We start from the raw sequence: 19,454 nt of genomic DNA, 5'->3' as shown, positions 1-19,454 counted from the left end.
AGTCGAGGGCCGACCCAAATGGGGCGGCCCTCGACTGGAAGATTGTCCGGCGGTGTCCTACTCTCCCACACCCTCCCGAGTGCAGTACCATCGGCGCTGGAGGGCTTAGCTTCCGGGTTCGGAATGTAACCGGGCGTTTCCCCTCCGCCATGACCGCCGTAACTCTATGAACATGTCAAAACACACCGGGCTGACTCACGGGTGTTCGCTTGTTCAGAGTTGCACAGTGGACGCGTAGCAGCTTCGTAGTCAAGTCCTCGGCCTATTAGTACCGGTCAACTGAACCCGTTACCGGGCTTACATTTCCGGCCTATCAACCCAGTCGTCTAGCTGGGGGCCTTACCCCACCAAAGTGGGTGGGATACCTCATCTTGAAGCGAGCTTCCCGCTTAGATGCTTTCAGCGGTTATCCCTTCCGAACGTAGCTAACCAGCCGTGCCCCTGGCGGGACAACTGGCACACCAGAGGTTCGTCCGTCCCGGTCCTCTCGTACTAGGGACAGCCCTTCTCAAGTATCCTACGCGCACGGCGGATAGGGACCGAACTGTCTCACGACGTTCTAAACCCAGCTCGCGTACCGCTTTAATGGGCGAACAGCCCAACCCTTGGGACCTGCTACAGCCCCAGGATGCGACGAGCCGACATCGAGGTGCCAAACCATCCCGTCGATATGGACTCTTGGGGAAGATCAGCCTGTTATCCCCGGGGTACCTTTTATCCGTTGAGCGACACCGCTTCCACTCGCAAGTGCCGGATCACTAGTCCCGACTTTCGTCCCTGCTCGACCTGTCAGTCTCACAGTCAAGCTCCCTTGTGTACTTGCACTCAACACCTGATTGCCAACCAGGCTGAGGGAACCTTTGGGCGCCTCCGTTACCCTTTAGGAGGCAACCGCCCCAGTTAAACTACCCACCAGACACTGTCCCTGAACCGGATAACGGTCCGAAGTTAGATACCCAAATCAACCAGAGTGGTATTTCAAGATTGCCTCCACCCATACTGGCGTATGGACTTCACCGGCTCCCACCTATCCTACACAAGCTAATTCGGATACCAATGTCAAGCTATAGTAAAGGTCCCGGGGTCTTTCCGTCCTGCCGCGCGTAACGAGCATCTTTACTCGTAATGCAATTTCGCCGGGCCTGTGGTTGAGACAGTGGGGAAGTCGTTACGCCATTCGTGCAGGTCGGAACTTACCCGACAAGGAATTTCGCTACCTTAGGATGGTTATAGTTACCACCGCCGTTTACTGGCGCTTAAGTTCTCCGCTTCGCTCGTGAGAGCTAACAGGTCCCCTTAACGTTCCAGCACCGGGCAGGCGTCAGTCCATATACATCGAATTACTTCTTCGCATGGACCTGTGTTTTTAGTAAACAGTCGCTTCCCCCTGCTCTCTGCGGCCATACAACGCTCCACCCGCGCGGGGCTTCACGTCTCCGGCCCCCCTTCTCCCTAAGTTACGGGGGCAATTTGCCGAGTTCCTTAACCACAGTTCGCCCGATCGCCTCGGTATTCTCTACCTGACCACCTGTGTCGGTTTGGGGTACGGGCCGCTAAGAACTCGCTAGAGGCTTTTCTCGGCAGCATAGGATCACTGACTTCACCTGAATCGGCTCGGCATCACGTCTCAGCCTACATGCACCGCGGATTTGCCTACGGTACGGCCTACACGCTTACCCCGGCACAACCACCGGCCGGGCTCAGCTACCTTCCTGCGTCACCCCATCGCTTGACTACTACCCGCCAGGTTCCCACGCTCCCCACCTTTGGTCCGAAGACCGCCGGCGGTTCGGGTGGTTAGCACAACGAGGTTCATCAGGGACGCTCTTTCGCGGGTACGGGAATATCAACCCGTTGTCCATCGACTACGCCTCTCGGCCTCGCCTTAGGTCCCGACTCACCCAGGGCGGATTAGCCTGGCCCTGGAACCCTTGGTCATCCGGCGGAAGGGTTTCTCACCCTTCTTTCGCTACTCATGCCTGCATTCTCACTCGTGCCGCGTCCACAACTAGGTCACCCCGTTGCTTCACCCCCGGCACGACGCTCCCCTACCCATCCACACACCTGCACGGCACATCAAGGCGCCGCGAGGTTGAAATGTGAATGCCACAGCTTCGGCGGTGTGCTTGAGCCCCGCTACATTGTCGGCGCGGAACCACTTGACCAGTGAGCTATTACGCACTCTTTAAAGGGTGGCTGCTTCTAAGCCAACCTCCTGGTTGTCTATGCGACCCCACATCCTTTTCCACTTAGCACACGCTTAGGGGCCTTAGCTGGTGATCTGGGCTGTTTCCCTCTCGACTACGAAGCTTATCCCCCGCAGTCTCACTGCCGCGCTCTCACTTACCGGCATTCGGAGTTTGGCTGATTTCGGTAAGCTTGTGGGCCCCCTAGACCATCCAGTGCTCTACCTCCGGCAAGAAACACGCGACGCTGCACCTAAATGCATTTCGGGGAGAACCAGCTATCACGGAGTTTGATTGGCCTTTCACCCCTAACCACAGGTCATCCCCCAACTTTTCAACGTTGGTGGGTTCGGCCCTCCACGCGGTCTTACCCGCGCTTCAGCCTGCCCATGGCTAGATCACTCCGCTTCGGGTCTAGAGCATGCGACTACAGAGCGCCCTATTCAGACTCGCTTTCGCTACGGCTCCCCCACACGGGTTAACCTCGCCACATGCCACTAACTCGCAGGCTCATTCTTCAAAAGGCACGCCGTCACCCCGCAAGGCTCCGACGGATTGTAGGCGAACGGTTTCAGGTACTATTTCACTCCCCTCCCGGGGTACTTTTCACCATTCCCTCACGGTACTCGTCCGCTATCGGTCACCAGGAAGTATTTAGGCTTACCAGGTGGTCCTGGCAGATTCACGGCAGATTTCAGGGGTCCGCCGCTACTCGGGAACACCCACAGAAGATCAGCAACTTTCACGTACCGGACTCTCACCGTCTACGGTCAGCCATTCCAGACTGTTCCGCTAGCCACTGACTTTGTAACTCCTCAAACGAGTGTCAGCTCGTTTCGCAGGGTCCCACAACCCCGACCACGCAACCCCTGACAGGTATCACACGCAGCCGGTTTAGCCTCAATCCGCTTTCGCTCGCCACTACTCACGGAATCACTATTTGTTTTCTCTTCCTACGGGTACTGAGATGTTTCACTTCCCCGCGTTCCCCCCATACACCCTATGTGTTCAGGTGCAGGTGACACCACATGACTGGTGCCGGGTTCCCCCATTCGGACACCCTGGGATCACAGCTTGGTTGACAGCTCCCCCAGGCCTATCGCGGCCTCCCACGTCCTTCATCGGCTCCTGGTGCCAAGGCATCCACCGTTCGCCCTTGACAACTTGACCACAAAGATGCTCGCGTCCACTGTGCAATTCTCAACAAACGACCAACCCACAACCCGACAGTCTCCCACCAGCCCGACGTCACCGCCGGCGGTATGAGAAACCAGGCCATGCCTGGCAGACTCCCGAAACCCACCATCGGGCTCCGCAGCAGTCTCCGAAAGAAACAACCAAAAGTTGTTCTTTCAGGACCCAACAGGGTGCTCTACGCCAGTCACCAGCCGCACCAGGACCAACCCGTTCCCACCACCCCGAAGAGCAGCTGTACTAGGAAGTCCCGGCCGTTGCCGGCGCCTGACTGACCAGTGTCTCCGCCATTCGAGCACCCCACCATCGCATTCGGACGGTGCGGGCTCCATGCCGTCTTTCGACGGATGGTGCTCCTTAGAAAGGAGGTGATCCAGCCGCACCTTCCGGTACGGCTACCTTGTTACGACTTCGTCCCAATCGCCAGCCCCACCTTCGACGGCTCCCTCCACAAGGGTTGGGCCACCGGCTTCGGGTGTTGCCGACTTTCGTGACGTGACGGGCGGTGTGTACAAGGCCCGGGAACGTATTCACCGCAGCGTTGCTGATCTGCGATTACTAGCGACTCCGACTTCACGGGGTCGAGTTGCAGACCCCGATCCGAACTGAGACCGGCTTTTTGGGATTCGCTCCACCTCACGGTATCGCAGCCCATTGTACCGGCCATTGTAGCATGCGTGAAGCCCTGGACATAAGGGGCATGATGACTTGACGTCATCCCCACCTTCCTCCGAGTTGACCCCGGCAGTCTTCGATGAGTCCCCGCCATAACGCGCTGGCAACATCGAACGAGGGTTGCGCTCGTTGCGGGACTTAACCCAACATCTCACGACACGAGCTGACGACAGCCATGCACCACCTGTGACCGCCCCCGAAGGACCCCCCATCTCTGGAGGTTTTGCGGCCATGTCAAACCCAGGTAAGGTTCTTCGCGTTGCATCGAATTAATCCGCATGCTCCGCCGCTTGTGCGGGCCCCCGTCAATTCCTTTGAGTTTTAGCCTTGCGGCCGTACTCCCCAGGCGGGGCGCTTAATGCGTTAGCTGCGGCACAGGGAACCGGAGAGGCCCCCCACACCTAGCGCCCAACGTTTACAGCGTGGACTACCAGGGTATCTAATCCTGTTCGCTCCCCACGCTTTCGCTCCTCAGCGTCAGTATCGGCCCAGAGACCCGCCTTCGCCACCGGTGTTCCTCCTGATATCTGCGCATTTCACCGCTACACCAGGAATTCCAGTCTCCCCTACCGAACTCTAGCCTGCCCGTATCGACTGCAGGCCCGCGGTTGAGCCGCGGGTTTTCACAGTCGACGCGACAAGCCGCCTACGAGCTCTTTACGCCCAATAAATCCGGACAACGCTCGCGCCCTACGTCTTACCGCGGCTGCTGGCACGTAGTTGGCCGGCGCTTCTTCTGCAGGTACCGTCACTTACGCTTCGTCCCTGCTGAAAGAGGTTTACAACCCGAAGGCCGTCATCCCTCACGCGGCGTCGCTGCATCAGGCTTCCGCCCATTGTGCAATATTCCCCACTGCTGCCTCCCGTAGGAGTCTGGGCCGTGTCTCAGTCCCAGTGTGGCCGGTCGCCCTCTCAGGCCGGCTACCCGTCGTCGCCTTGGTAGGCCATCACCCCACCAACAAGCTGATAGGCCGCGAGCCCATCCCAGGCCGAAAAACTTTCCACCAAAAGACATGCGTCCAAAGGTCGTATTCGGTATTAGCCCCCGTTTCCGAGGGTTATCCCAAAGCCTAGGGCAGGTTGCTCACGTGTTACTCACCCGTTCGCCGCTCGAGTACCCCGAAGGGCCTTTCCGCTCGACTTGCATGTGTTAAGCACGCCGCCAGCGTTCGTCCTGAGCCAGGATCAAACTCTCCAACAAAAACTTGTTGAAAAACTGTCCCGACAACAAAAGTGTTGCCAAAGGAATCCCCACCAGCCAGACCAAAGCCTGACCAGTGCGGGGTATAAAACAATTGGCACTGGCTTATCAAGCACCCTGTTGAGTTCTCAAAGAACAACCACACACCGCCGCGAACCCCACACCGTGGAGCCCAACACCCGGGGCATTTCGTCCATCCGCGTCCGCCGCTCTCGCGCCGGGCACTTTTACTACGTTACCCGGAGGTTTCCGCCGAGTCAAACCGCTCTGCAGCGATCCGCACCACTTCCACCCAATTCCAGGCACCACAATTCGACCGGCTCCCGCCGCTCTCCCTCGTGGCTTCCGGCAGGCCGGCCGCTGCGGTTTCCCGCAGGCTCGCCCGGTTCCCTACCGGCGATGAACCATACCCGGTCGGCTCCGCCTCACCAAATCCGCCCTTCCGGCGGATCCGGGGCACCGCCCGGTCCGAGTCCGACAGTCGACACCATCGGACCCGAGGATCATTCCCTGCGCTCCGGCCTGGCAGGACTTTCGCCCTGTTTCGTCCGTTCCGCGCTGGCAGAGAGAAAGTTACGCCCCCGGGGAGTTGATCGTCAAATTCCCCGGGGGCGTCCCGCGTCACACCGGCTCCTGCCGGGTCAGCCCTGCAGCTCGACGCCGGCGAAGGAGCGCTTGCCCCGACGCAACACCAGGTAGCGGCCGTGCAGCAGGTCCGCCGGCGCGACGGTCGCGTCGGCCTCGGTGACCCGGGTGTTGTTCACGTAGGCACCGCCCTCGGCGATCACCCGGCGGGCCTCCTTCATGCTCGGCACCAGTCCCGACTCCTTGAGCAGCCCGGCGACATCGGGCAGCTCGGTCAGGTGGACCAGGCCCGCCTCGGTGAGCGCGGCCCGCAGGGTCGCCGGCGCCAGCTCGTCCAGCGAACCCCGACCGAAAAGGGCCTGGCTGGCGGCGACCGCCTGGGCCATCTCCCGCTCCCCGTGCACCAGCGTGGTCAGCTCCTCAGCGAGGGCCCGCTGGGCGGACCGGGCGGCCGGGCGCTCCGCGGTCTCCTTCTCCAGCGCCTCCAGTTCCTCGCGCGACCGGAAGCTGAAGTAGCGCAGGTAGCGGCTGACGTCCCGATCGTCGGCGTTGACCCAGAACTGGTAGAAGGCGTACGGGCTGGTCATCTCGGGGTCGAGCCAGACCGCGCCCCCCTCGGTCTTGCCGAACTTCGTACCGTCGGCCTTGGTGACCAGCGGCGTCACGAACGCCTGGACGGGCCCCGCGCCCCGGCGGCGGACATAGTCCACGCCGGCGGTGATGTTGCCCCACTGGTCGGAGCCGCCGTACTGGAGCTGGCAGCCGTGCCGGCGGTGCAGCTCGAAGAAGTCGTTGGCCTGGAGCAGCTGGTAGCTGAACTCGGTGAAGCTGATCCCGGTCTCCAGCCGCGCCTTGACCACTTCACGGGCCAGCATCTTGTTGACCGGGAAGTGCTTGCCGACGTCGCGCAGGAACTCCACCACCGACATCTCGCCGGTCCAGTCCAGGTTGTTGACCAGGCGGGCCGCGTGCTCCCCGGTGTACGACACGAACGGCGAGAGCTGCTCCCGGATCCGCTGGACCCAGCCCGCGACCACCTCGGGCGGGTTGAGGGTCCGCTCGGCGCTCTCCTTCGGGTCGCCGATCTGGCCGGTGGCCCCGCCGACCAGCAGCAGCGGCCGGTGCCCGGCGAGCTGGAGCCGGCGGGCCGTGGTGACCTGCATGAGGTGGCCGACGTGCAGGCTGGGCGCGGTCGGGTCGAAGCCCACATAGAAGGTGGCGCTCCCGCCGTCGAGCAGCTCACGCAGCTCGTCGAAGCCGGTCGAGTCCTGGATCAGGCCCCGCCACCGCAGGTCGTCGGTCAGGGAGTCCCGCCCGTGCGGGAGGTTGCTGTCGGTCACGGTCACCGATTGTCCCCCATGGCGGGGCCGGCACCGTACCGGGTTTGCCGACGGCGGGGCGACTAGGCTGGCGCTCCGCACACCGCGAGGAGGGACTGCCGTGCAGAAGCCGGATCTGACCGGGGGCTTCGTCGCCCTGCTCGGCCTGGAGTTCGACGAGGTCAGCGGGGAGAAGGTGGTCATCCGCTGGCGGGTCCGCCCGGAGCTGCACCAGCCGTTCGGCATCCAGCACGGCGGGGTCTACTGCTCGGTGGTGGAGACGGCGGCCAGCGTCGGTGGCGCGCTGTGGCTGGGCGACAAGGGCCAGGTGGTCGGCGTGGCCAACCAGACGGACTTCCTGCGGGCGGTCCGCGAGGGCGAGCTGACCGCGGTGGGCACGCCGGTGCACCAGGGGCGCAGCCAGCAGCTCTGGCAGGTGGAGATCACGGACGAGGCCGGCCGGCTGGTCGCGCGCGGCCAGGTCCGGTTGCAGAACCTCACCGACGCCTGAGTCCGCCGGCCCGGTCGCCGGCTGGCAGCCGGTACGCCGCGAGGTGACGGCCGGGGCCGCGTGACGGGCCGGCCGGGCGGACCGCCGGGTCCGCGGACCGCCCGGCCGGCCAGAGACGAGATTCGCCAGAAAAGGGTACGTCCGCGCCGATATCGTCGCGTCGATGACACCGCCCGATCCGCCGCCGCCGACGTGAGGAAGCTGCTCGCCGTCACGCTGGGCGTGCTCTCCGCCATCGGTGGCTTCGTCGACATCGGCGACCTGGTGGCGGCGAGCCAGGCCGGGGCCCGCTTCGGGATGGCCCACGCCTGGGTGCTGCTGGTCGGGGTGCTCGGCATCTGCGCGTACGCGGAAATGGCCGGACGGATCGCGGCGGTGAGCGGCCGGGCGGTGTTCGACCTGGTCCGGGAGCGGCTGGGGCCACGGCTGGCGCTGCTCAACCTGGTCGCCTCCTACCTGGTCACGGTGATCACCCTGGCCGCGGAGCTGGGCGGGGTGGCGCTGGCGCTGCAGCTCGCGTCGGGGGTGAGCTATCTGCTCTGGGTGCCCGTCGCCGCGCTCGCGGTCTGGCTGGTGCTGTGGCGGATGCGCTTCGAGCTGATGGAACGGGTCTTCGGCCTGGCCGGGCTGGCGCTGCTGGTCTTCGCGGTCGCGCTGTTCGCGCTGCCCACCGACTGGGGGCGGCTCGGGCAGCAGGCGCTGCTGGTCAGCACCGCCGGGCACGGCTGGGGGGCCTACTGGTTCGTCGCGGTGGCGCTCTTCGCCTCGACCGTCAGCCCGTACGAGGTGTTCTTCTTCTCCTCCGGTGGGGTGGAGGAGAACTGGAGCGCCGCCGACCTCGCCGACGCGCGGTCCAACGTGCTGATCGGTTTCCCGGTGGGCGGGTTCCTGGCGCTGTCGCTGATCGCCACCGCGGCGGTGGTCTACCACCCGGGCGGGACGTCGCTGCAGACCCTCGACCAGGTCGCGCGGCCGGTGGTGCTGGCCTTCGGCGGGGTCGGGCTGGTGGTGGCGGTGCTGGCGTTCTTCGCGGTGACCTTCGGCGCCGCGCTGGAGACCGGCCTCTCGGCGGCGTACGCGGCGGCGCAGTACTTCGGCTGGCAGTGGGGCAAGCGGGTCAGCCCGCGGGAGGCGGCCCGGTTCCACAGCGTCCTGCTGGTCAGCGTGCTGGCCGGGGTGCTGCTGCTGATGACCACCATCGACCCGGTGGCGCTCACCGAGTACATGCTGGTGCTCAGCGCGGTGGTGCTGCCGCTGACGTACCTGCCGATCCTGGTGGTGGCGAACGACCGCACCTATCTGGGCGACCGGGTGAACGGGCGGTGGAACAACCTGCTCGGGGCGGTGTTCCTGCTGTTCATCGTGGCCGCCTCGGTGGCCGCGATCCCGCTGGCGATCGTGACGGGGATGGGGCGGTGAGGGTCCAGCTCGGCAGGCGGCTGCTCGACCGGCAGATCATCGACCGGGACGGTCGGCTGGTCGGCCGGGTCGACGACATCGAGTTCGCCGTCGACGCCGCGGGTTTCCCGTACGTGGCCTGCCTGCTCACCGGGCAGGGGGCGCTCGGCCAGCGGATCGGTGGCCGGCTCGGGCGGCTGCTGGTCGCCGTCGCCGACCGGTTCGTCGACGACCCGCCCCTGCCGCCGGTACGGATCCCGCTCGCCCTCGTCGACCGGGTGGACAGCGTGGTGCGGCTGCGGGTGGGTACGGCCGAGCTGCCGCCGTCGCCGGTGGAGTCGTGGCTGCGCCGGCACCTGATCGACCGGATACCGGGGGCCGACCGTGCGAGCGGGTGAGCTGCTCGGGAAGACCGCGTACGACCTGCACGGCCGGCGACTCGGCCGGGTCGTGGACGTGGTGGTGCGGGGCGGTTACCCGCCGCAGCGGTTCCGGCTGACCGACGTGATCGTCGCCGGTCACTGGTGGACCCGGGCCACCGGCCGGCTGATCGGCCCCGAGCTGCACCCGGCGGGACCGTGGCTGCTGCGGGCGACGGCGCGGCTGCTGGGGCGCAGCACCCATCAGCTCCCCGCCGACCAGGTGCGGCTGCATCCCCCGGTGCCGGGGTTCCCGTTCGGCACGCCGCGCCCGGACCGGGACTGAGCCCGGAGCGCGATCGGTCGCGTCCGGGCTGCGGTCAGCTGCGGGCCTCGTCCAGCACCGGCAGGTCGGTGTCGGCGGTCTCCTCGGCCGTGGCGGCGCGGCGGGCCCGTACCTCGGTGATGGCGTGGTGGTCGATGCCGGCCACGGCCAGCTCCCAGCCGTCGACGGTGACGCTCTCCCCCGGCACCGTGGGGATGTGCCCGAGGCAGGTGAGCACCAGCCCGGCGATGGTGGTGTAGTCGCCGGTCGGCCGGCCGGGCAGCTCCATCCGCAGGTTCGGCAGGTCGTGCACGGGGAAGGTGCCCGGCAGCACCAGCGTGCCGTCGGGGTCGGTGCGTACCGAGCTGAGGTCCCGGTCGGTCTCGTCGTAGATCTCGCCGACGATCTCCTCCAGGATGTCCTCCAGGGTGACGATCCCGTCGACCGCGCCGCGCTCGTCGACCACCAGGGCGATGTGCTGCCGCTCGGCCTTGAACTGGCGCAGCGCGTCGACCACCGGCAGCGAGTCGGGCAGCAGCATGGGCGGGCGGGCGATCTCGTCGACCGGCCGGTCGTCGGGCACGCCGACCAGGTCACGCAGGTGGATCACGCCGACCGCCTCGTCCAGGCCGCCGTGCCGGACCACCGGGGCCCGGGAGTGGCCGGTGGCGGCCAGCACCAGCCGGGCGGCCTCCGCGGTGGTCCCGCTGTCGAGCGTGAAGACCTGCAACCGGGGTACGAGCACCGCCCGCAGCTGCCGGTCGGCGATCTCCACTGCGCCGGCGATGATGGTCCGCTGTTCCTTGGTGAAGCCGTGGTTGCCGGCGACGATGTCGCGCAGCTCGTCCGGGCCGATCTCCTCCGGCTCGTGCTTCGGGTTGAGCCCGACCAGGCGTACCACCAGGTCGCTGGTGGCGCCCAGGGCCCAGACGGCGGGTCGGGTGAAGGTGGCCAGCAGGTCCAGCGGCTTGGCCACCATGAGCGCCCACCGCTCGGCGGACTGCATGGCGATCCGCTTCGGGGCCAGCTCGCCGAAGACCAGCGTGACGAAGGTCAGCACCAGGGTCACCGCCACGATGGCGACCGTCTCGGCGGCTTCGCCGAAGAACCCGAGCAGCGGGACCAGCGGCTTGGCCAGCGACACCGCCGCCGCGGCGGAGGCGAGGAAGCCGGCGAGGGTGATGCCGATCTGGATGGTGGCGAGGAACCGGTTCGGGTCCTTGGCGAGCCGGGCGAGGGTGCGGCCGGCCCGGCTGGTGCGTTCCAGCCGCTGCAGTTGGCTGTCCCGCAACGAGACCAGCGCCATCTCGCTGCCCGCGAAGACCGCGTTGACGATGACCAGGACTCCGACCAGGGCCAGTTGGCTCCAGTAGCTCTGCACGCCCGGTTCTCTCCCTCACGCGACCCGCGCCGGCCGACCGGCTGACCGGCTGACGCGCCGACCGGGGGACCCGGTCGGCGTAGGCCCCTCTGTGCCCCGTCGACGGGTCGCGCAATCCTCCCCGAGTGTCAGGCCGACGCGGGCAGGTCGAGCACGTACGCGTCGCCCTCCGGGCGGAAACCCAGCCGGTGGTAGTAGGGGGCGACCATGCCGGGCGGGCTCACCACCCGGCGGAATCCGCGGTCGGTGAAGAGGCTGCTGCGCCGGTAGACGAACTCGCCGGGGGTGAAGTCGCGGAACCGCTGGGTGACGTAGTCCAGGTCGATCTGGGCGATGCCGCCGGCCTCGGCGTGCGACACCACCACCCCCACCACCTCGTCGGCGCGGACCACCAGGAACGCCGACCGGTGCCCGTCGGCGGGCTCCCAGCGGAAGTCCGGGTTGAAGCGGGCGATGTCGGCCGCGTGCACCCGCAGGGTGTGGGCGAGGAAGGCGTCGTCGGTGCCCACCTCGACGACCTGGTAGGTCTCCTCGTCGTGCCGGGTGGCCAGCATGCCGCGCAGGTACCAGACGTTGATCACGGCGAGCACCACGTTGAGCCCGACCATCGGCCAGACGTGCACGGCGGCGTTGTAGCCGATCAGGATCAGGCAGCCGACCAGGTTGAGCGCGCGCAGCCGCAGGATGCGCGTCTGCAGCAGGGACCAGACCAGCAGCGCGGAGCCGGCCCAGCCGACGAGTTCCAGCCAGTTCACCCCGGGGAGACTAGTGGTCGCGCTGGTCAGCCGGCTCGGCGGGCCGCCGGAGCACCCACTCCTGCACCTCGGTGCCGCGGCCGGCGGCGTATCCGGAGTCCTCGCCGACCACGACGAAGCCACACTTGCGCAGCACGGCGAGGGAGGCGCGGTTGTCCTTGGCGGCGCGGGCGTGCACCGGCCCGGGCGGCAGCTCGCGCAGCAGCGCGGCCAGGGCGGCGGTGGCGTGGCCGCGCCCCCAACGGCGCGGGTCGATCCAGTAGCTGACCTCGGTCTGGTCGTCGACCGGGAAGGCCGCTACGTAACCGACCGCCGCGCCGTCGACCTCGGCGGTGCGGTTGACGATGCGCGGGTCGGCGCGGATCCGCGCCCAGTGCGCGTCGAAGGCGGCCCGGTCGGCCGGGTCGGCGGGACCGAAGGCGGCCATCCAGTTCGCCTCCGGGTCCTGCTGGTGGGCGAAGAAGGCGGGCAGGTCGTCGTCGCGTACCGGGCGCAGCCGCAGCTCACTGGTCACGGCGGGAGGATACGCGGCGGCACCGACACGATCGGGACCTCTGGCCCGGGCGGTGTCCCGTCCGGCCCTGCCGGTCGGTGCCCGCCGGTTGCTACCAACAAGGGGACGGGGGGTCGAGCGGTAGCGACAGTGGAGGGCCGGGACCATGCCCAGGTACGTCTACGACTTCATCGAGGGTGACCGGAGCAGGGCGGACCTGCTCGGCGGCAAGGGTGCGAACCTGGCCGAGATGACCCGGCTGGGGCTGCCCGTCCCGCCCGGCTTCACCGTCAGCACAGACGCCTGCCGGGCGTTCCTGGCCACCGGGTCACCGCCGGCCGGGCTCTTCGAGGAGGTGAACGCGCACCTGCGGGAGGTCGAGGTCCGGCTGGACCGGCGGCTCGGCGACCCGTACGACCCGCTGCTGCTGGCGGTCCGCTCCGGCGGGCGCTACTCGATGCCGGGGATGATGGAGACGATCCTCGACATCGGGCTCAACGACGCCACCGTCGGCGGGCTGGCCGCGCGTCTCGGCGACGAGCGGTTCGCCTGGGACTCGTACCGGCGGCTGATCCAGATGTTCGGCCGGACGGTGTACGGGATGCCGAGCGACGAGTTCGAGCGGGAACTGGCCGCCCTGCGGGCCACGGCGGGGGCCGGCGGGCCGAGCGCCGGGCAGCTGCGGGACCTGGTCGAGACGTACAAGAAGATCTTTGCCCGGCACGTCGGGCACGACTTCCCGCAGGCCCCGCACGAACAGCTCTTCCTGGCGGTGCGGGCGGTCTTCGAGTCGTGGAACTCCGAGCGGGCCCGGCTGTACCGGCGGCAGGAGCACATCCCGGACGACCTGGGCACCGCGGTGAACGTGATGGCGATGGTCTTCGGCAACCTGGGCCCGGACTCCGGCACCGGGGTCGCCTTCACCCGCGACCCGGCCACCGGCGTGCCCGGCGTGTACGGCGACTACCTGGCCGACGCCCAGGGCGAGGACGTGGTGGCCGGCATCCGCAACACCGTCCCGCTGCCCGAGCTGGAACACCTCGACCCGGCCAGCTTCCGCCGGCTGCTGGAGATCATGGCCATCCTGGAGCGGCACTACCGCGACCTGTGCGACATCGAGTTCACCATCGAACGCGGGAAGCTGTGGATGCTGCAGACCCGGGTCGGCAAGCGCACCGCCGCGGCGGCGTTCGTGATCGCCGCGCAGCTGGTCGACGAGGGACTGATCACGCTCGACGAGGCGCTGCTGCGGGTCACCGGCGGGCAGCTCGCGCAGCTGATGTTCCCCGCCTTCGACCCGGCCGCCGCGCCGGCGCCGCTCGCGGTCGGGGTCGCCGCCTCGCCGGGTGCCGCCGTCGGGCGGGTGGTCTTCGACTCGGCCGCCGCCGCGGCGGCCACCGACCCGGTGATCCTGGTCCGCCGGGAGACCAACCCGGACGACCTGCCCGGCATGATCGCCGCGCAGGGGGTGCTCACCTCGCGCGGCGGGAAGACCTCGCACGCCGCCGTGGTGGCCCGGGGCATGGGCCGGACCTGCGTCTGCGGCGCGGACGCGCTCGACATCGACCCCGACCGCGGCGAGTTCACCGTCGGCGACCGGGTGGTCCGGGCCGGCGACGTCATCTCGATCGACGGGACCACCGGCCGGATCTATCCCGGCGAGGTGCCGGTGCAGCCCTCCCCGGTGGCCCGCTACCTGGCCGGCGAGCTGAGCGGAGAGGCGGACCCGCTGGTCGCCGCCGTGCACCGGCTGCTCGGTCACGCCGACCAGGTGCGCAAGCTGGGGGTCCGGGCGAACGCGGACACCCCCGACGACGCCCGGCGGGCGTACCGGTTCGGTGCCACCGGCATCGGGCTGTGCCGCACCGAGCACATGTTCCTCGGCGAACGGCGGGAGCTGGTGGAGCGGCTGATCCTGGCCGACGGTCCGGACGAGCTGACCGCCGCGCTGGACGCGCTGCTGCCGTTGCAGCGGACCGACTTCGTCGGCATCCTCGCCGCGATGGACGGGCTGCCGGTGACGATTCGGCTGCTCGACCCGCCGCTGCACGAGTTCCTGCCGCCGCTTGAGGAGCTGACCGCCCGGGTGGCCCGCGCCGAGGCGCTCGGTCAGGACCCCGGCCGGGACGCGACGCTGCTGGCGGCGGTGCGCCGGATGCACGAGGCCAACCCGATGCTGGGGCTGCGCGGGGTGCGGCTCGGCCTGGTGGTGCCCGGACTGTTCGCCATGCAGGTCCGGGCGGTCGCCGAGGCGGCGGCGCAGCGGATCCGGGCCGGCGGCGACCCCCGACCGGAGATCATGGTCCCGCTCGTCGGTGACGTGCGGGAACTGGTTGCGGTGCGGGACGAGGCGGAACGCGTCCTCGCCACCGTCGACGGGGCGCCGGAGATCCCGATCGGCACGATGATCGAGGTGCCCCGGGCGGCGCTGACCGCCGGGGAGATCGCCGCCGAGGCGCACTTCTTCTCGTTCGGCACCAACGACCTCACCCAGACCGCGTGGGCGTTCTCCCGCGACGACGTGGAGGGCTCGTTCTTCAGCACCTACCTGGAGCGCGGCATCTTCCCGGTGTCGCCGTTCGAGACGATCGACGCGCGGGGCGTCGGCCGGTTGATCCGGCTGGCCGTCCAGGAGGGCCGGGCCACCCGCCCCGGGCTGACCGTCGGGGTGTGCGGGGAACACGGCGGCGACCCGGACTCGGTGGCGTTCTTCGCCGATGCCGGCCTGGACTACGTCTCCTGCTCGCCGTACCGGGTGCCGATCGCCCGGCTGGCCGCCGGGCGGGCCGCCGTCGCTTCCACCACCGGCACGTCCGACTCCCGTTAGGAGGGCAGTTGCGATGACCGCGATCTTCAACCCCACCGGACTCGCCCCGGTCGGCCCACCCCTGCCCCGACCGGCGTCCGCGCCGGCCCCCGCCCCGACCGCAGCCGAGCCGGTCGCCCCGATCGGACCGGTGCTGGAACTGCCCGGCACGCCACCCGCCGCGCTGGTGCCGGTGACCCACGCCGGCCGGCCGATCGGCGCGTTCGTCCTCTCGCAGGGGGGTCCGCTACCGGCGGGTGGTCGACCCCGACCAGCTCGTCGCGGCGGCCGCCGGGGCGTTCGCGGTGGCCGTGCTCACCGCCGCCGTCGCGGTGACGGCCCGCCGCCGGCCGCCGGCGATCGGCGCGGTGACCATGGGACCGGGCGGCTGGGTGAGCCTGCGCGGCGTACGCCCGCCGACCCTGCGGCCCGCCGACCGGCCCTGGTGGGCGCGGCTGCTGCGGGCCCGGCGGCTGGTCGCCGCACGCTGACCCGCCGCGCCCCGGGCGTCGACCCCTGCACCGGGGTCGGCGCCCGGTAGCCGTCCTGGGCGCGGGCCGACCGGCCCGTCGACAGGGGCGGAAGTCCCGGCCCCGTCGGTCCCTGCGGCTCTGCCCGGCCACCCGGCGGCGCGGAAGGCTCGGGGTGGAAGGTGAACCGGCTCGACAGGAGCAGATCATGACCGGCAACCAGCACGTCCTGGACCCGTGGCGAGGCTTCACCGACGGTCCCTGGCGCGAGACGATCGACGTGGCCGACTTCCTGCGGCGCCACCACGAGCCGTACACCGGCGACGCCGCGTTCCTGACCGGGCCGACCTGCCGCACCCTCGAGGTGTGGGGGCGGTTGGGGGCGATGTTCGTCGAGGAACGCCGCAAGGGCGTGTACGACGTGGACGCGGCCACCCCGTCCACCATCACCGTGCACGCCCCCGGCTACCTCGACCGGGAGCGGGAGCTGATCGTCGGCCTGCAGACCGACGCGCCGCTGCGCCGGGCGATCATGCCGGCCGGCGGGCTGCGGATGGTGGAGACCTCGCTCGCGGCGTACGGCTACACCCCCGACCCGACCGTGCACCGGATCTTCACCAGCTACCGGAAGACGCACAACGACGCGGTCTTCGACGCGTACCCGGCCGACGTGCTCGCCGCGCGGCGCTCGCACGTCATCACCGGGCTGCCCGACGCGTACGGGCGGGGCCGGATCATCGGCGACTACCGGCGGGTCGCGCTCTACGGCGTGGACCGGCTGGTCGCCGAGCGGAAGGCGCACAAGGCCGCGCTAAACGACCGGCCGTCCACCGACGACGTGATCCGGGACCGGGAGGAGTTGGCCGAGCAGATCCGCGCGCTGGGCGAGCTTAAGCAGATGGCCGCCTCGTACGGGTACGACATCTCCCGCCCCGCCGCCACCGGCCAGCAGGCCATCCAGTGGCTCTACTTCGCCTACCTGGCCGCCACCAAGGAACAGAACGGCGCGGCCATGTCGCTCGGCCGCACCGCGAACTTCGTCGACGTCTATCTGCGGCGGGACCTCGCCGAGGGACGGCTGACCGAGATGACCGCCCAGGAACTGGTCGACGACTTCGTGATCAAGCTGCGGATCATCCGGTTCCTCCGCACCCCCGAGTACGACCAGCTCTTCTCCGGCGACCCGACCTGGGTCACCGAGGCGCTCGGCGGCATCGGCGCGGACGGCCGGCCGCTGGTCACCCGGACCAGCTTCCGCTACCTGCAGACCCTCTACAACCTCGGCCCCGCGCCGGAGCCGAACCTGACCGTGCTCTGGTCGCCGCGGCTGCCCGACGGGTTCAAGAAGTTCTGCGCCCAGGTGTCCCTGGACACCAGCGCCATCCAGTACGAGAACGACGACCTGATCCGCCCCGCGTACGACGACGACACCGCGATCGCCTGCTGCGTGTCGGCCATGCGGGTCGGCAAGGACATGCAGTTCTTCGGGGCGCGGGCGAACCTGGCCAAGGCGCTGCTCTACGCCGTCAACGGCGGACGGGACGAGCTGACCGGCGAGCAGGTCGCCCCGGCGACCCCGCCCGTCGACGGCGAGGTCCTCGACTACGACCAGGTGCTGGCCGCGTACGACCGGACGCTGGACTGGTTGGCCGAGACGTACGTGGACGCGCTGAACGTGATCCACCACCAGCACGACCGGTACGCGTACGAGCGGCTGGAGATGGCGCTGCACGACCACCCGGTGCACCGGTTCATGGCCACCGGCGTCGCCGGGCTCTCCGTCGCCGTGGACAGCCTCGCCGCGATCCGCTACGGCACCGTCAAGGTGCTGCGCGACGAGACCGGGCTGGCGGTGGACTACCTGGTCGACGGGGAACCTCCGAGGTACGGCAACAACGACGACCGGGCCGATGAGATCGCGGTGTGGCTGACCGGGACGTTCGCCGCGAAGCTGCGCCGGCAGCCCACCTACCGCGGCGCCGAGCTGACCATGTCGGTGCTGACCATCACCTCCAACGTGGTCTACGGCCGGCACACCGGCAACACCCCGGACGGCCGGCGGGCCGGCGAGCCCTTCGCGCCCGGGGCGAACCCGATGAACGGCCGGGACACCCACGGGCTGGTCGCCGCCGCGCTGTCGGTGGCGAAGCTGCCGTACGCCGCCGCCCGGGACGGCATCTCGCTGACCGGCACGGTCACCCCCGACGGGCTGGGGCGCACCCGGCAGGAGCGGATCGACAACCTGGCCGGGGTGCTCGACGGCTACACCGACGCCGGCGGTTTCCACCTCAACGTCAACGTGCTCGACCGGGCCACCCTGGTCGACGCGATGGCCCACCCGGAGCGCTACCCGCAGCTCACCGTCCGGGTCTCCGGGTACGCGGTGAACTTCGTCCGCCTCACCCCGGAACAGCAGCGGGACGTGGTGTCCCGGACGTTCCACGGGTCGCTGTGAACACGCCGACGCCCGGGCCGGTCCGGCCCGGGCGCACCGGCACGCCGCTGACCGGGGCCGTCCACTCGTACGACCTGTCGGTCGGGGTGGACGGGCCCGGCACCCGGTTCGTGGCGTTCCTCGCCGGCTGCCCGCTGCGCTGCCGCTTCTGCCACAGCCCGGACACCTGGTACCGGCGCAGCGGCCGGCACCGTACGGTGGACGAGCTGATGGCGGAGGTGGCGAAGTACCGCCGGTTCATCACGGTGGCCGGCGGCGGGGTCACGATCAGCGGGGGCGAACCGCTGCTGCAACCGCGCTTCACCGGCGAGGTGCTGCGCCGCTGCCACGACCTCGGGCTGCACACCGCGCTGGACACGTCCGGCTTCCTCGGCGTCCGCGCCGACGACGCGCTGCTGGACGCCACCGACCTGGTGCTGCTGGACGTCAAGTCGCGGGACCCGGCGACGTACCGGCGGGTGACCCGGACCGGCGAGGTCGCCCCGACGCTGCGCTTCGGCCGGCGGCTGGCCGACCGGGGCGTCCCGATCTGGATCCGGTTCGTGCTGGTGCCCGGGCTCACCGACGACGCGGCGAACGTGGCCGGGGTGGCGGACTTCGCCGCCGAGCTGGCCACCGTCCAACGGGTGGAGGTGCTGCCGTTCCACCGGTTGGGCGCACACAAGTACGCCGAGTTGGGCATCACGTTCCCGCTGGCGGAGACCGAGCCGCCGGGCGCCGAGCTGCTGGACCGGGTCCGCGGGCAGTTCGCCGCACGGGGACTGACCGTCTACTGAACCGCCGCCGGTGACCGGGGTGGTCTCCGGCGGCGGTGCGGCGGGCGGTCAGCCGGTCGGCGGCAGCGCGGTCGGGTAGCCGTACAGGTCGAGCAGGCGGACCCGGGAGGACTGGAGCCGGTCCACCACCACGCTCATGAACCGGGTGGTGAGCTGCCGGCCGAGCCGGTCGTCGGCCTCCATCATCCGGCGTACGCCCTCGGCGGTGAACTCCACCGCGGTGCTGCGCTGCACGGCCACCGCCCCGAACTGCCAGCGGTACGGCGGGAAGAGCCAGGACCAGCCGAGCACGCCGCCCGCACCGATCGTCTCGATCCCCACGTCGCCCCGGCCGGGCACCGGGAAATCGAGGGCCACCTGGCCACCGCGGACCAGCCAGAACCGTTCCGCGGGCTGCCCGGCCCGGAACAACCGGTGCCCGGGGTGCCAGACCACCGGGCGGGCGTAGCCGGTCAGCCGGGGCAGCCACTCCTGCGGCAGGCCGGCGAGGAAGGGATGTACGCGGAGCATCTCCAGCGGGGTCATCGCACTCGCGCCTCCGTGCTCGGGTGAGGGACCCGGCGTA

General features: G+C 69.1%; 13 protein-coding genes and 3 rRNA genes. 8 read left to right on the top strand and 8 right to left on the bottom strand.

Going from position 1 to position 19,454, the window contains the following annotated elements; all coding sequences use genetic code 11:
* Window positions 1–44 precede the first annotated feature (44 nt).
* The 4 genes from rrf to tyrS form a co-directional block, all read right to left on the bottom strand.
* Window positions 45–161 (bottom strand): 5S ribosomal RNA (gene rrf / locus MRQ36_RS24320).
* A gap of 84 nt (window positions 162–245) precedes the next feature.
* Window positions 246–3,356 (bottom strand): 23S ribosomal RNA (locus tag MRQ36_RS24315).
* A gap of 385 nt (window positions 3,357–3,741) precedes the next feature.
* Window positions 3,742–5,256 (bottom strand): 16S ribosomal RNA (locus MRQ36_RS24310).
* Together the 16S, 23S and 5S rRNA genes form the textbook arrangement of a ribosomal RNA operon.
* Window positions 5,257–5,897: 641 nt before the next feature.
* On the bottom strand, window positions 5,898–7,181 hold the full coding sequence (gene tyrS, locus MRQ36_RS24305) for a tyrosine--tRNA ligase (RefSeq protein WP_242799017.1): 1,284 nt from the start codon (window positions 7,179–7,181) through the stop codon (window positions 5,898–5,900).
* Window positions 7,182–7,281: 100 nt separating this feature from the next.
* On the opposite strand from tyrS, the gene MRQ36_RS24300 reads away from it, so the two are divergent.
* The 4 genes from MRQ36_RS24300 to MRQ36_RS24285 all read left to right on the top strand — a co-directional run bounded on the left by MRQ36_RS24300 (window position 7,282) and on the right by MRQ36_RS24285 (window position 9,774).
* A complete protein-coding gene (locus tag MRQ36_RS24300; RefSeq protein ID WP_242799015.1) occupies window positions 7,282–7,671 on the top strand; it encodes a PaaI family thioesterase in 390 nt (129 codons plus the stop codon).
* A 192-nt stretch (window positions 7,672–7,863) separates the two neighbouring features.
* On the top strand, window positions 7,864–9,090 hold the full coding sequence (locus MRQ36_RS24295; protein ID WP_242799013.1) for an NRAMP family divalent metal transporter: 1,227 nt from the start codon (window positions 7,864–7,866) through the stop codon (window positions 9,088–9,090).
* Entirely contained in the window at window positions 9,087–9,467 is a 381-nt protein-coding gene (locus MRQ36_RS24290) for a hypothetical protein (RefSeq protein WP_242799011.1), read from the top strand. Before MRQ36_RS24295 ends, MRQ36_RS24290 begins: the two co-directional genes overlap by 4 nt.
* Complete coding sequence (locus MRQ36_RS24285; RefSeq protein WP_242799009.1) at window positions 9,454–9,774, top strand: PRC-barrel domain containing protein; 321 nt, start codon at window positions 9,454–9,456, stop codon at window positions 9,772–9,774. The genes MRQ36_RS24290 and MRQ36_RS24285 overlap by 14 nt, the downstream gene beginning before the upstream one ends.
* A gap of 34 nt (window positions 9,775–9,808) precedes the next feature.
* Here the strand turns inward: MRQ36_RS24285 and MRQ36_RS24280 are convergent, their stop codons facing one another.
* The 3 genes from MRQ36_RS24280 to MRQ36_RS24270 form a co-directional block, all read right to left on the bottom strand.
* Window positions 9,809–11,134, bottom strand: a complete 1,326-nt coding sequence (locus MRQ36_RS24280; RefSeq protein WP_242799007.1) for a hemolysin family protein — start codon at window positions 11,132–11,134, stop codon at window positions 9,809–9,811.
* 128 nt (window positions 11,135–11,262) lie between these two features.
* Window positions 11,263–11,889, bottom strand: a complete 627-nt coding sequence (locus MRQ36_RS24275; protein WP_242799005.1) for a YgjV family protein — start codon at window positions 11,887–11,889, stop codon at window positions 11,263–11,265.
* Between the two features lie 10 nt (window positions 11,890–11,899).
* Window positions 11,900–12,403, bottom strand: a complete 504-nt coding sequence (locus MRQ36_RS24270) for a GNAT family N-acetyltransferase (RefSeq protein ID WP_242799003.1) — start codon at window positions 12,401–12,403, stop codon at window positions 11,900–11,902.
* Between the two features lie 145 nt (window positions 12,404–12,548).
* On the opposite strand from MRQ36_RS24270, the gene ppdK reads away from it, so the two are divergent.
* The 4 genes from ppdK to pflA all read left to right on the top strand — a co-directional run bounded on the left by ppdK (window position 12,549) and on the right by pflA (window position 18,889).
* The gene (ppdK, locus tag MRQ36_RS24265) at window positions 12,549–15,209 is read left to right on the top strand and encodes a pyruvate, phosphate dikinase (protein ID WP_242799001.1); all 2,661 of its coding nucleotides are present in this window, start codon (window positions 12,549–12,551) and stop codon (window positions 15,207–15,209) included.
* 236 nt (window positions 15,210–15,445) lie between these two features.
* Window positions 15,446–15,679: a hypothetical protein gene (locus MRQ36_RS24260; RefSeq protein WP_242798999.1), complete on the top strand. Its 234-nt coding sequence runs from the start codon at window positions 15,446–15,448 to the stop codon at window positions 15,677–15,679.
* A gap of 187 nt (window positions 15,680–15,866) precedes the next feature.
* Window positions 15,867–18,113, top strand: coding sequence for a formate C-acetyltransferase (pflB, locus tag MRQ36_RS24255; RefSeq protein WP_242798997.1), 2,247 nt, complete (start codon window positions 15,867–15,869; stop codon window positions 18,111–18,113).
* Entirely contained in the window at window positions 18,110–18,889 is a 780-nt protein-coding gene (gene pflA / locus MRQ36_RS24250; protein WP_242798995.1) for a pyruvate formate-lyase-activating protein, read from the top strand. The genes pflB and pflA overlap by 4 nt, the downstream gene beginning before the upstream one ends.
* Before the next feature lie 48 nt (window positions 18,890–18,937).
* On the opposite strand, the gene MRQ36_RS24245 is transcribed toward pflA, so the two are convergent.
* Window positions 18,938–19,414 carry a cyclic nucleotide-binding domain-containing protein gene (locus tag MRQ36_RS24245; RefSeq protein WP_242798993.1) on the bottom strand — a complete coding sequence of 159 codons (477 nt, stop codon included), beginning with the start codon at window positions 19,412–19,414 and terminating at the stop codon, window positions 18,938–18,940.
* Window positions 19,415–19,454: the final 40 nt, after the last annotated feature.

Origin of the sequence: Micromonospora sp. R77 (assembly GCF_022747945.1) — a bacterium.
Lineage (GTDB): Bacteria > Actinomycetota > Actinomycetes > Mycobacteriales > Micromonosporaceae > Micromonospora.
The sequence above is the reverse complement of the archived record's forward strand: the minus strand, read 5'-3'. Positions and strand labels throughout refer to the sequence as shown.

Bases quoted from the DNA above. Each gene is read 5' to 3' on its own strand.
- ppdK (WP_242799001.1), top strand. From the start codon at position 12,549: ATGCCCAGGTACGTCTACGACTTCATCGAGGGTGACCGGAGCAGGGCG.
- pflB (WP_242798997.1), top strand. From the start codon at position 15,867: ATGACCGGCAACCAGCACGTCCTGGACCCGTGGCGAGGCTTCACCGAC.
- MRQ36_RS24245 (WP_242798993.1), bottom strand. From the start codon at position 19,414: ATGACCCCGCTGGAGATGCTCCGCGTACATCCCTTCCTCGCCGGCCTG.